The 12,816-nt window shown below is 36.1% G+C and carries 13 protein-coding genes and 1 tRNA gene; all 14 read left to right on the forward strand.

Annotated features, from left to right (window positions below; all coding sequences use genetic code 11):
* The first annotated feature begins 280 nt into the window (after nt 1-280).
* Nucleotides 281-358: transfer RNA gene (locus K4G57_RS01580), tRNA-Pro, on the forward strand.
* Nucleotides 359-559: 201 nt separating this feature from the next.
* Nucleotides 560-1,477, forward strand: coding sequence for a branched-chain amino acid transaminase (locus K4G57_RS01585; RefSeq protein ID WP_221531643.1), 918 nt, complete (start codon nt 560-562; stop codon nt 1,475-1,477).
* A gap of 12 nt (nt 1,478-1,489) precedes the next feature.
* On the forward strand, nt 1,490-2,563 hold the full coding sequence (locus K4G57_RS01590; protein WP_221531642.1) for an SPFH domain-containing protein: 1,074 nt from the start codon (nt 1,490-1,492) through the stop codon (nt 2,561-2,563).
* An 8-nt stretch (nt 2,564-2,571) separates the two neighbouring features.
* Nucleotides 2,572-3,270, forward strand: a complete 699-nt coding sequence (hisIE, locus tag K4G57_RS01595; RefSeq protein WP_221531641.1) for a bifunctional phosphoribosyl-AMP cyclohydrolase/phosphoribosyl-ATP diphosphatase HisIE — start codon at nt 2,572-2,574, stop codon at nt 3,268-3,270.
* Nucleotides 3,271-3,279: 9 nt separating this feature from the next.
* Entirely contained in the window at nt 3,280-3,813 is a 534-nt protein-coding gene (locus K4G57_RS01600; protein ID WP_221531640.1) for a DUF2393 family protein, read from the forward strand.
* A 1-nt stretch (nt 3,814) separates the two neighbouring features.
* The gene (gene pdxA, locus K4G57_RS01605; RefSeq protein ID WP_221531639.1) at nt 3,815-4,786 is read left to right on the forward strand and encodes a 4-hydroxythreonine-4-phosphate dehydrogenase; all 972 of its coding nucleotides are present in this window, start codon (nt 3,815-3,817) and stop codon (nt 4,784-4,786) included.
* Nucleotides 4,787-5,085: 299 nt separating this feature from the next.
* A complete protein-coding gene (locus K4G57_RS01610; protein ID WP_221531638.1) occupies nt 5,086-5,391 on the forward strand; it encodes an ATP-dependent Clp protease adaptor ClpS in 306 nt (101 codons plus the stop codon).
* Between the two features lie 10 nt (nt 5,392-5,401).
* Nucleotides 5,402-7,756, forward strand: a complete 2,355-nt coding sequence (locus tag K4G57_RS01615; RefSeq protein WP_221531637.1) for an AAA family ATPase — start codon at nt 5,402-5,404, stop codon at nt 7,754-7,756.
* Complete coding sequence (locus K4G57_RS01620; RefSeq protein WP_221531636.1) at nt 7,749-8,516, forward strand: ATP-binding protein; 768 nt, start codon at nt 7,749-7,751, stop codon at nt 8,514-8,516. Before K4G57_RS01615 ends, K4G57_RS01620 begins: the two co-directional genes overlap by 8 nt.
* Nucleotides 8,517-8,525: 9 nt before the next feature.
* Nucleotides 8,526-9,359, forward strand: a complete 834-nt coding sequence (gene galU / locus K4G57_RS01625) for a UTP--glucose-1-phosphate uridylyltransferase GalU (protein ID WP_221531635.1) — start codon at nt 8,526-8,528, stop codon at nt 9,357-9,359.
* The gene (locus tag K4G57_RS01630) at nt 9,359-9,808 is read left to right on the forward strand and encodes a hypothetical protein (RefSeq protein WP_221531634.1); all 450 of its coding nucleotides are present in this window, start codon (nt 9,359-9,361) and stop codon (nt 9,806-9,808) included. Before galU ends, K4G57_RS01630 begins: the two co-directional genes overlap by 1 nt.
* 52 nt (nt 9,809-9,860) lie before the next feature.
* A complete protein-coding gene (gene murA, locus K4G57_RS01635; RefSeq protein WP_221531633.1) occupies nt 9,861-11,129 on the forward strand; it encodes a UDP-N-acetylglucosamine 1-carboxyvinyltransferase in 1,269 nt (422 codons plus the stop codon).
* Between the two features lie 6 nt (nt 11,130-11,135).
* Nucleotides 11,136-12,077, forward strand: coding sequence for a 16S rRNA (cytosine(1402)-N(4))-methyltransferase RsmH (rsmH, locus tag K4G57_RS01640; protein WP_221531632.1), 942 nt, complete (start codon nt 11,136-11,138; stop codon nt 12,075-12,077).
* A 2-nt stretch (nt 12,078-12,079) separates the two neighbouring features.
* Entirely contained in the window at nt 12,080-12,808 is a 729-nt protein-coding gene (locus K4G57_RS09010) for a hypothetical protein (RefSeq protein ID WP_236033169.1), read from the forward strand.
* Nucleotides 12,809-12,816 lie beyond the last annotated feature (8 nt).

Raw genomic sequence — 12,816 nt, forward strand, 5'->3', positions numbered from 1 at the left:
ATGTGATTTAAACAAATGTGTTTGATGTGTTTAAAAAATGCAGTTTGATACATATATCCTCCTTTAAATGTTTATTAAATAAATAAAACCTTATCAAATAAAGGCATTAAAAACAATAAAGGGGGAACTCTCTTAATTTGAGGAAAGAAACTTTCAAGAAATATTATTCCTGCTTTAAGCAAATTGCTTAAAATCTGTCCTAACTATTTAAAAATAAAATTTTAGTATTTTATTTTAATCCTTTTTTGTGTACAATTAGGACTTTCTTAAAACTTTTCTTCGGAGTATAGCGCAGTCTGGCTAGCGCACACCCTTGGGGTGGGTGAGGTCGTGGGTTCAAATCCCGCTACTCCGACCATTTCTTCAAATTTCTAACAAGTAAACGTTGTTTTTATTTTAGTGCCGTTTTTGATTCCGCCTTTAAGGTTTAAATAGCCTTTTAAGAAAGTTTTTGTTATATTTTTGCTTTTTGCGCTACAAACAAAATTTAACAAACAAAATTTAAAAATTTGTTTTGTGGTGATTTATCCATAAAAGCGCACAATAATGGAGTTTTATTATGAATGAAGCAAAATCAATTTGGATGGACGGAAAGCTAGTCCCTTGGAAAGAAGCAAATGTCCATATTTTAACACATACACTACACTATGGAAATGGCGTTTTTGAAGGTACTAGAGCTTATAAGACTGACAAAGGAATGGCAATTTTTCGCTTAAGTGATCACACAAAACGTTTGTTAAACTCTGCAAAAATTGTAGCTATTGATGTTCCTTACACACAAGAAGAGCTAGAAAAAGCGCAAATTGAGCTTTTAAGAGATAATGCTTTTAAGAACAACACTTATTTGCGTCCTTTGATTTATTTGGGTTATGGCGCAATGGGAGTGTATCATAAGAATGCTCCAGTTAGAGTGGCGATTATCGCGTGGGAGTGGGGTGCGTATCTTGGTGATGAAGGGTTGGAAAAAGGAATCCGCGTAAAAACAGCATCTATTGTTAGGAATTCTGCTAAATCACTTTTTGGAAAAGCAAAAGCTTCTGGAAATTACTTAAACTCACAAATGGCAAAATACGAGGCTATTGAATGTGGTTATGAAGAAGCATTATTACTAGATGATAATGGAATGATTGCAGAGGGCAGTGGAGAGTGCTTTTTTATCGTGCGCAATGACGTGATTATTACTCCTCCAAGTGATAGTGCGTTAGAATCCATTACTCAAGATTCTGTGATTACAATTGCAAAAGATCTTGGCTACAAAGTGGAACGTCGTAATATTACACGTGATGAAGTGTATATTGCTGATGAAGCATTTTTTACAGGGACTGCAGCAGAAGTTACACCAATTAGAGAGCTTGATGCGCGTATTATTGGTAGTGGTAAGCGTGGCGAAATCACGCAAAAATTGCAAAATGCTTATTTTGATGTGGTTCAAGGACGGAATCCAAAATATGCACAATGGCTAACTTATATTAACTAAAAGGTTTTGCAAATGCCAATTGATTTAAATGAACATTTAAAACGTAAAAACAGGGGTTATAACCCTGATGGAAATAAAGGAAATGATAACCCAAATCCCAATCATAATCGTGGATTTCAATCCCCCAAGATTCCAAATTTTACAATGCCAAATGGAAAGAAAATGGCAGGGATTTATGTGCTTATTATCCTTGTGATTTTATTTTTCTTGCTGAAACCTTTTACAATTATCAATAGTGGTGAAGTTGGAGTAAAAATTACTACTGGAGAATTTGATCCTGCTCCACTGCAACCGGGCATTCATTTCTTTATCCCCGGGATACAAAAAATTATTGCGGTAAATACAAAGGTTAGAATCGCAGAATTTACAGGTTCTGAGGGTGTAGGTTTGCGCAGTAGAGATGAGGGAAGCTTGAAAAATCAAGCCATTAGTGTGCTAGATTCTAGAGGTTTGTCTGTGTCTGTGGAACTTGCTGTGCAGTATCGCTTAGATCCTCTAAGTGTGCCACAAACTATTGCCACTTGGGGACAAAATTGGGAAGAGAGAATCATTACTCCTGTAATCCGTGAAATCGTACGTAATGTAGTAGGAAGCTTTCCAGCAGAAGAGCTACCAACAAAACGTAATGAAATTGCAACGCTTATTGATCAAAAATTCCGCGAAAATATCAATAACCTTGAAAATCGCCCTGTGGAGCTTGTGTCAATTCAACTAACAGAGATTGTTTTGCCAATTGCAATTAAGGAACAAATTGAACGTGTTCAAGTTGCGCGTCAAGAAGCAGAACGTGCAAGATACGAAGTAGAACGTGCCAAACAAGAAGCAGAGAAAAAAGCAGCTCTTGCAAAAGGGGTTGCAGATGCGACAATCATTGAAGCAGATGCACAAGCAAAGGCTAACCGCTTAATTAGCCAAAGCCTTAATAGTCCATTATTACAATTGCGACAAATTGAAGTGCAAGGTAAGTTCAATGAAGCATTGCAAAATAATCGTGATGCTAAGATTTTCTTAACACCAGGGGGAGCAACACCAAATATTTGGTTAGATTCCAAGGATACTCAACGTGCAAGTTCCATTCAAAAATAAGGGTTGAAGTGCAAGAAATTTTAGAGCAAATTTTATGGGATAAATGCGGTGGGTTGATTCCAGCTGTTGCACAAGATTACCAAACACATGAAGTTTTAATGCTTGGTTTTATGAATAAAGAGGCTTTGGAGCTAAGTCTAGAAAGCGGTTTTGTGTATTATTTTTCACGTTCTAAAGGACGTATTTGGAAAAAAGGTGAACAAAGTGGGCACACGCAAAAAATCCGCACAATTGCTCTTGATTGTGATAAGGATTCCCTTCTTATTGGTGTGGAGCAAGTTGGTGTAGCTTGCCATACAGGAGCAAAGAGTTGCTTTTTTAACACCATAAATTTAAGAGAAAGTAAATTAGATTCTAGCATAGAGCCCATAGATTCTAATATTAGTGCAATCTATGGGGCAGTAGATGCGTTATATCACACGCTTTTAGAACGCAAAGGCGCAGACCCTAAAACTTCTTACACTGCAAAACTTTATCATAAAGGCGAGAATACTATTGCTAAGAAAATCGTTGAGGAAGCTACGGAGTTGGGGTTTGCTATCAAAGACAATGAACGTAAAGAGATTATCTATGAGGCAGCGGATTTACTCTATCACGTCCTTGTTGGTTTAGCATATAAAAATGTGTCGCCAGATTTAATAAAACAGGAGATTCTAAGACGTTTTGGATTAAGCGGGATTGATGAGAAAAATGCAAGGCAGGAGTGAGCATAGTAAATGGACGGATTAAAGGAATATTTGCTAAAACTCTTAGATATTTCGCGTTTTTTTGCATTGCTAGATTATTTAGTATTAATTGGCATTTTTTTAATCATTCTTTTAATTTTTCTATTGGGTATTGCGCTACGTGGGCGCACTTTTCCTTTTGCAGTGTTGTTTTTGTTAAGTGGGGGGTTAATCCCTGCATCGCCTTTTATTTATCAATGGATTATGGAATCGTATTTGAAAAAGACAGAGTTTATACTCACGCATAATGAGAGTTTGCAATATGATGCCGTGTATTTTGTGGAGGGAAGCTTTAAAAACATTGGATATTTAGACTTTAGGGGTTGTGTGGTAGAAGTAAATTTTATTCCAAAGGATTCAAAAAAACTTCAACGTATAAAATATAAGATAAATCCTAGATATGCACACATTAAAATTTACAAAACTCCCTTAAACAAGCAAGAATCAATGGATTTTAAACTTGTAATTCCTTCTCCTAATCCTAAAGTAAGTTTTGATTTATACACAAAAGGTGCATGCTATTAAAATGAAAATTGCAATAAGCATTGGGGATCCAAATGGAGTGGGATTAGAGATTTTACTAAAGAACCATAAGAGAATTAAAAAACTTTGCACTCCTGTGTATTGCGTAGATAAAGATTTGTTAAGAAGTGCGGCTAAAAAGTTATCTCTTAAGATTTCAAAGTCATGGATTTGTAAGCCTCCTTTGGCGAAACTTCCCAAAATTATCCCCGGAGAAATTAATAGAGAAAGTGGAGCGTATGCGTATGCAAGTTTTCTGCAAGCACTAAATTTAACACTAGAGGGGGAAGCAAAAGCATTGGTAACTTTACCTATCCATAAGAAAGCATGGCAATTAGCTAAGATTCCTTATGCTGGGCACACAGAAGTTTTGCGTGATGTTTTAAAAGAGTATATTCAAAAAAGTGAGCAAAAAGAAAAAAAAGAAAAAAAAGAAAACAATCAAGCAATTATGATGTTAGGTTCCCCAAAACTTTATGTTGCGCTATTTAGTGATCATATCCCACTTAAAGAAGTTCCGCCTCTTATAAATACGGAATCCATAATGAGTTTTTTGCTAAGCTTTGCCCCACATGTTTTAAAAACGCCTTGCGGAGTGTTAGGTTTAAACCCGCATGCTGGGGATTTTGGTGTTCTAGGTAATGAAGAAAATGCTATAAAAGAAGCAATTAGCTTAGCAAATGCAAGTTTGGGCAAAGAAGTGTATATCGGTCCTCTTGTGCCAGATACTGCTTTTATTGGCAAACATTTGCGCTATTATGTGGCAATGTATCATGACCAAGGATTAATCCCACTAAAAACTTTGTATTTTAAAGATAGTATTAATATTACTTTAAATATTCCTATTATTCGCACTTCAGTAGATCATGGCACAGCGTTTGATATTGCATATAAAAATAAAGCAGAATCCAAAAGCTATATAAATGCCATAAAAGAAGCAATTTTGCGTGCAAAGTCGCAATCCTCTAAATTTTAAACTTTTGTTTTCTTTGAATTCTTTCTTGTTGTGTTTTTGTCTTACATTAAAATTACTTTTTGTGTAAGATTTTTGCTGTTTAAGTGCGTTTTTAGAATCGGTCGTATTTTTGAGAAAGAATTATTTTGCTTTGCTAAATGTAGGTTCTATTAATATTTGACTTGTCTCTTTTTGAAGTTAAAAATAGCAGGATTTTTTAATTATAAAGGGTAAGAGGCTTGTTGAATTTGCTACGAATTAAAAGAAAAGTTATCAAAAAATGTTATAATTCGCGCTATCTTAAAAATTCAAGGAAAATCTTGCCAAAAGATGCACAATTTGACCCAGCCACAGAAACGCTAGAGAAAATTCAAGAGCCTATCCGCTATCGTGTGATTTTGCTAAATGACGACTATACCACGCAAGAATTTGTAATGGAAGTTTTACAGATTATTTTTCATAAAAATTTTGAAGAATCCCTTAATTTAATGCTACAAATTCATCACAATGGACAGGGAATTTGTGGAATCTATCCTTATGATATTGCTGAGATTAAAGTGGCTCAAGTGCGCAAAATGGCAAAAGAAAAGCAATATCCCTTGCGTGCAATTTTAGAAAAAATATAAGAGATATAAAATGTTTGAGATTAGTAAAGAATTAAATATTGTTTTGCAAAATGCACAAAAAGAAGCTAAAGAACAAGGACATGAGTATTTGACGCTTGAGCATATTTTCCATGCACTTTTAGAGAATAAAAAAATCATCAAAACCCTACAAGAGTGTGGGGGCAATGTGGAAGTTATGAAAAGGCAAGTAGAGCGGTATTTGAAGCAGTTTTTACAATCTTATCCTAAACACCAAGAAGATGGTGTTATGCCACAAGAGACACTAGCTGTTACACGCGTGATTGAGATAATGATAGGACATGTGAAAGGATCGCAGCGCCAACAAGCGCAGGTGAGTGATTTGCTTGCGGCAATTTTGGAGGAAGAAAAGGCATTTTGCGCACAGGTTTTAAACACACAAGGTATCACACGTCTAAATATTTTAGAATACATTACTGAAAATCAAGCAAGTTTTCATGGAGAGTCTTATAAAGGCACAAGAGATACAATAAAAGAAGGAAATGGAGAGAAAAAAGAATCCGCACTAGAGAACTATTGCACAAACCTTACACAAATGGCAAGAGAGGGGAAAATAGATCCTGTTGTAGGTAGAGAAGCGGAGATTAGGCGTTGTTTTGAAGTATTGCTTAGAAAAAAGAAAAATAATCCGCTTTTAGTAGGAGAACCAGGAGTTGGGAAAACAGCCGTTGCTGAAGGGTTAGCACTAAAGATGATTACCGCGCAAAGTCCTTTGGAGAATACAGAAATTTATATGTTAAATATGGGTGCATTGGTTGCAGGGACAAAATACAGAGGGGATTTTGAAAAGCGCATAAAGGCACTTACAGATGAAGTGTTAGAGCTTGGCAATGTAGTTTTGTTTATTGACGAGATTCATATGTTAATTGGTGCAGGGGCTACAAATAGTGGCAGTATGGATGCTAGTAACTTGCTAAAACCTATGCTTGGTAATGGCAAATTGCGTTGTATTGGGGCAAGCACTTATGCAGAGTATCGCTCATTTTTGGATAAAGATAAGGCACTTTCGCGCCGTTTTGCTAAAGTAGAAGTTAAAGAACCAAGCCGTGAAGAGAGCATTTTGATTTTAGAGGGCGTAAAAAAGTATTATGAAAAACACCATAATGTTAGTTATTCTAGGGAAGCAATCGCACTTATTGTTGATTTGTCTATGCGCCACTTGCATGAGCGATTTTTACCTGATAAAGCTATTGATGTTTTAGATGAAGTTGGTGCAAGTTATAAGTTAGATGGGAAAAGTGGAAAAATCAGTTTGCAAAGTATTAAAAAAATGATTGCTACAATGGCAAAGATTCCAGAAATTGAAGCAACAAAAGACGATAAAAGTGTGTTAAAAAATCTTCAGAAGTATTTAAAGAGTAGAATCTTTGGTCAAGATGATGCGATTGGAGAAGTTGTAAGTGCGCTAAAACGCAATAAAGCTGGACTTGGTGCACCTAATAAACCTATTGGTTCATTTTTATTTAGTGGTCCTAGTGGTGTTGGGAAAACTGAACTTGCAAAAGAGATTGCAAGGGCGCTTAATATCAACTTTGAACGTCTTGATATGAGTGAGTATATGGAAAAAATTTCAAGCTCACAATTAATCGGCGCAGCAGCAGGCTATGTAGGCTATGAAAAAGGTGGAATCTTAACGGAGATGATTAAGAAGAGCCCCCATACTTTATTGCTTCTAGATGAAGTGGAAAAAGCGCATCCTGATGTGCTTAATGTCTTTTTGCAAGTTATGGATTATGGAAAGCTAACAGATAATAATGGCGAAAGTGTGGATTTCTCATCAGTGATTTTGATTCTAACTTCTAATGTGGGTTCTAAGGAAATGCCGGTGTTAGGCTTTAAGCAAGATACAAATTTGCGCTTTTCTAGTGCTATTAAAGATTATTTTTCGCCAGAATTTAGGAACCGCCTTGATGCAATTGTCGCCTTTAATCCTCTATCCCATGAAGAGATTCTAAAAATTGTGGATAAAAATATTGCAGATTTAAATGCACAGATTGCACCAAAAGGGGTGGAAGTTATTTTAGAAAAAAGTGCAAAAGAGTATTTAGCAAAAATTGGATTTAATGCAGAGCTTGGTGCTAGACCACTAGCTTTAGTGATTCAAAAAGAGATTAAAAATATTCTTAGTGATGCGATGCTTTTTGGGGATTTAAGCAAAGGTGGTGTGGTGAGTTTCGCTTTTATCAAAGATAAATTGACACATAAGTTTTTGCCTAAAAGTATGGAATCTAAAAACACTTCTAGAAAAAAGAAAGAATCCAAAATAAAAATAGCTACTAAAACCGCTCAAAAATCTCCAAAGCTCGTAGTAAAACGTACAAAAATGAAAAAGGCTGATAATGCCTAATTTGCAGTGGGATTTAGAAAACTGCATTGCTGGGATTTATCGCAAGAGTGGGTATATCCATGGGATTACAAATGTAGAGGCTAAAAGTTTGGAATCCTTTGTGGGAGTGCAAAAGGAAACCCAGCTTTTATGTACAAATACAGAATCCTTTTTGCAGCAAAATTTAGGTGTTAATGTTTTATTGTGGGGGGCAAGAGGAAGCGGAAAAAGCTCACTTGTAAAAGCACTGCTTTTAAGATATGCACCTGAAGGGTTAAGGGTTTTACAAGTGGATAAAGAGGATTTAGAGATTTTGCCAGAAGTTTTTGATATTCTAAGGGAGAAACCCTATTGGTTTATTATTTTTTGCGATGATTTAAGCTTTGAGCAAAATGAGAATTACAAGGGTTTAAAGAGTGTGTTAGAGGGTAGTTTAGAAACTCTACCAAAAAATATTAGAATCTATGCGACAAGTAATAGACGTCATTTGCTTCCAGAATTTCACGATGAAAATGAGATTTTTGGCTATGAGGGAAATGAAGATAAGATTGCATTGAGTGATAGATTTCCTTTGTGTATTGGCTTTTATACACAAGGAAGCAGGGAATATTTAGAAGTATTAAAAGGTTATTTTCTAGAAAATAATGTGCAATTACCGCAAGAATGGGAAAGAATTTGTCAAAAGGCGATGCAGTATGCCACCCAAAAAGGTTCGCGCAATCCGCGCACAGCAGCACATTTTTACGCATTGTATAAAAGTAATTTGTGGGAATTGTTATAAGGAGTGCAAGTGATTAAAAAATGTTTATTTCCAGCAGCGGGTTATGGGACACGCTTTTTACCAGCAACAAAGGCAATGCCAAAGGAGATGCTGCCTATTGTTAATAAACCGCTTATTCAATATGGCGTAGAAGAGGCTATGGAGGCTGGGATTTATAATATGGCAATTGTTACAGGACGAGGAAAACGTGCCTTAGAGGATCATTTTGATATTAGTTATGAGCTAGAGAGTCAAATTAAAGGCACAAGTAAAGAGAAGTATTTAAAGGATATTCGTCATATTTTAGAGACTTGTAGCTTTTCTTATACGCGTCAAATGGAAATGAAAGGATTAGGACACGCAATTTTATGTGGTGAGCCGCTTGTTGGTAATGAGCCTTTTGCGGTGGTATTAAGTGATGATTTATGCGATAATGCAGAGCTTGGTGTGCTTAGTCAAATGTGCAAAATCTATGAGAAATATCGCTGTTCTATTGTGGCAGTAGAAGAAGTAGATATGGATGAGGTGAGTAAGTATGGCGTGATTGCTGGACGTGTTATGGATGAAAATGTCTTTGTGGTGGATAACATGATTGAAAAGCCCTCAAAAGATAAAGCACCAAGTAATCTTGCAATTATTGGGCGCTATATCCTAACTCCTGATATTTTTGAGATTTTACGTCATACGCAACCGGGTAAAAATGGTGAGATTCAAATCACTGATGCTCTTTTAGAACAATGCAAAAAAGGAATGGTGCTAGCCTATAAATTTAAAGGTGTGCGCTATGATTGTGGAAGTGTAGATGGTTTTGTGCAAGCAACAGATGTTTTCTATGAGAAATTCCTAAAAGGCGAAATGCACTAATGTATAATCTTACTTTTCACCTTTTTGTTTTTTTATTTATTAGTTTTTTGATGTTTCCGTTTTTCTTACTCACTATGGTGTTCATCGTTTATGAACGCATACAAGCATATTTAGAGGAACTTAGGGGACGGGAACAGCAGTTTAAAAACATTGATTATTTAATCTCAATTTTTGAAGATGAAAAATCCGATTCTAGTTTGTTAGAAGAGGCATTAAATGCTTTTAATGAACATTTTATGCATTTTGGTAATACAAGCAAGGATAGTAAGGAGTATCAAAGTTGCATTGACTTTATTACTGCATTTTCAAAATGTGTAAATATGGATATTGATAGTGTTGTACGTTACAGAGAAATTTTTGTTGATGCAAATCCAAATTATAAAAAAGAGATTGAAACAGTGATTGGCTCGGCACTTAAGAATCGTGAAGAGCGCAAAGGCAAGAAATAGTCTTGCATAAGAGGATTCTTAATAGAATAAAAATTGTTCAAAGGAGAATGAAGTGGATTATCTAGCATTGCAAGGTGGTGTGCGCTTAAATGGGGCAATTAATATTGCTGGGGCGAAAAACTCTGCGCTACCACTTATTGCCCTAACGCTACTTTCAAAAAATCCAGTGAGTCTGCAAAATCTTCCTGATGTTGTGGATATTGAAACTTTTTTTGAGCTTTTAAGAAGGTTAGGTTGTTGTGTAGAACGTTTTGATAAACATATTGTAAATGTTGATGTTGCAGAGCAAAATAGCACAAAAGCTACTTATGATATTGTGCGTAAGATGCGTGCTTCAATTTTAGTGCTAGGTCCGCTTCTTGGAAGGTTTGGGTATTGCGCCGTGAGTTTGCCCGGGGGCTGTGCTATTGGTGCTCGTCCTGTGGATTTACACATTAAAGCACTAGAAAAAATGGGAGCAGAGATTCGTATTGAGGGAGGTTATATCATCGCTAGTGCTAAAGATGGCTTAAAAGGAGCGGTGATAAATTTTGATAAGATTACTGTTACAGGAACAGAAAATATCTTAATGGCTGCGGCGATGGCAAAGGGTAAGACCACTATTATGCATGCTGCAAAAGAGCCTGAAGTGGTGCAGCTTTGTGAGATTTTGCGTGATAGTGGTGTCGAGATTGATGGGATTGGAAGTGATACGATTAGCATTTTTGGGACAAGTAGAGAGGGATTGGCATTGCCAAGCGCAATTAGCGTGATTCCCGATCGTATTGAGGCTGGGACATACTTGTGTGCTGGAGCAATGACAAACTCACAAATTACTTTGCACTGCGTGAATGCAAGCCATTTAGGTGCTGTGATTGCAAAGCTTGAAGAAATTGGCTTTAAGCTTACTTATAATCAAGATTCCATTACTATTTATCCCGCTCTTAAACGTAATGCTTTTGCATTATCAACAGCAGAATATCCGGGATTTCCAACAGATATGCAAGCGCAGTTTATGGCACTAGCAACACAATGTAATGGGAGTAGCATTATTGAAGAGCGCTTATTTGAAAATCGTTTTATGCATGTTAGTGAGCTACAAAGAATGGGAGCAAACATTAGTCTGCGCGGGAATACTGCAACTATTAATGGCGCAAGTGCGTTAATTGGTGCAGATGTGATGGCAACGGATTTGCGTGCTTCAAGTGCGCTTGTGCTTGCAGCTCTTGTTGCAAAAGGCGAGACTAGAATCCACCGTATTTATCACTTAGATCGTGGTTATGAGGACTTGGAAGCAAAATTTGCAATACTTGGCGCAAATATCACTCGTGCAAAAGAGTAGAAGGTTATGGAGATTCCACATATTCCTGTTTTGCTAGAGCAGGTTTTGGATTCCTTTGATACGCCTAGAATTGCAAAAGGTGGAATCTTGCTTGATTGCACACTAGGTTTTGGAGGGCATACGTTTGCTCTCTTAGAACGTTATCCTAGCTTAGAAATCATCGGCATTGACCAGGACAAAGATGCATTAGATTTTTCCACGAAGCGTTTGCGTGCATTTGGAGCAAGATTTTCTCATAGAATGGGACGTTATAGTGCAGTTGTAGGCGAAGTATTAAGCGACAAAGAGTTTGCGTCAAATATTGTTGGAATCTTAGCAGATATTGGGGTTTCTTCAATGCAGTTTGACGACAAAGAGCGGGGATTTTGTTTTGATTCTCCCATACTTGATATGCGAATGGATAAATCACGACAAAATAGTGCTAAAGAGATCGTAAATAGCTATAATCTAGGAGAGTTGGAGCACATTTTTAGGGATTTTGGCGAAATTAGGGAGTATAAAAAACTTGCACGGCTTATTATAGAAAAGCGCAAAGTTGAAAAATTTACTAGTGCTAAGGCACTAAGCACACTTATTGCGAAGCATTTTAAGCATCCTAAAATTCACCCTGCAACACAAGCTTTTCAGGCTTTGAGAATTGCGGTTAATGATGAGTTAGGAGAGTTGGAACGTTTATTAGCAACTTTGAGTAAAAATCCTTTAAGCAAGGGTGCAAGGGTTAGTATTATTACTTTTCATTCGCTTGAAGATAGAATTGTAAAGCAGGAGTTTAGAAAGTGGGAGAGGGATTGTATTTGTGATGTTAATGTTATGCGCTGTATTTGTGGAGGTGGATATAAAAAGGGTCAAAATCTTTATAAAAAGCCATTAATTGCAAATAAAAGTGAGTTAAAAAGTAATCCACGCTCACGTAGTGCGAAGTTAAGAAGCTTTGAATTTGGGAGATAGTTGTGGAATCTTATGAGGATTTGCGCCTAGAAAAAAAAGATAAGATTCCTAAACCTAGTCTGTTTGAGCGCCTGTTTAAAAAGGACAATGGTATTTTAGAGCAAAATTTAGACTTTTTAGAAGAGCGCTATCAAAATCAAAAAAACGATTCTGCATTAGAGAATGCAGAACAAGAATCACAAGATTTTTTGCAAAATTTAAAAATTACAGAAAATCCTATTTCTAATTCTATTTTTGAAAGTCCAATAGAAGAGGATTTGCGCTTACAAGAAAATCTGAAAGAAAATCCACAAAAAAATTTTTATAATAAGGATATTAAAACAGATTTTCAAAAAGAAGATTTCTTGCTTCTAGATGATTTGATTTTAGAGGGTGAGCATTTGCGCATGCTTAGGCAGAATCCAAATCTGCAAGATTTAGAATCACAAAATCCACAAGCACCAAAATCTGTAAGCTTAAATATGGATGAGCGTGAAGCGGTGCTAAGGGATATAGATTTAAATGCAAAAGAGATTCCTTTTAAGATGGTATTAATCACTTTTGGTGTGATGGCACTGGTTCTTGTGCTTTTTATTCCAAAAATTTATATCCGTAATAATATTTATTATGCAAGTCGCAATATTATCCAATTACAAGCGCAAATTGGTTCGCTAAGTGAGGAGAATAAGCATATTAAGAAGCAATTAGAGGATATTAAGTTTAAAAACCTAACCCAAGAGTTAGATTTTTAGGGACGTAT

Source organism: Helicobacter turcicus (genome assembly GCF_019711685.1).
Lineage (GTDB): Bacteria > Campylobacterota > Campylobacteria > Campylobacterales > Helicobacteraceae > Helicobacter_D > Helicobacter_D turcicus.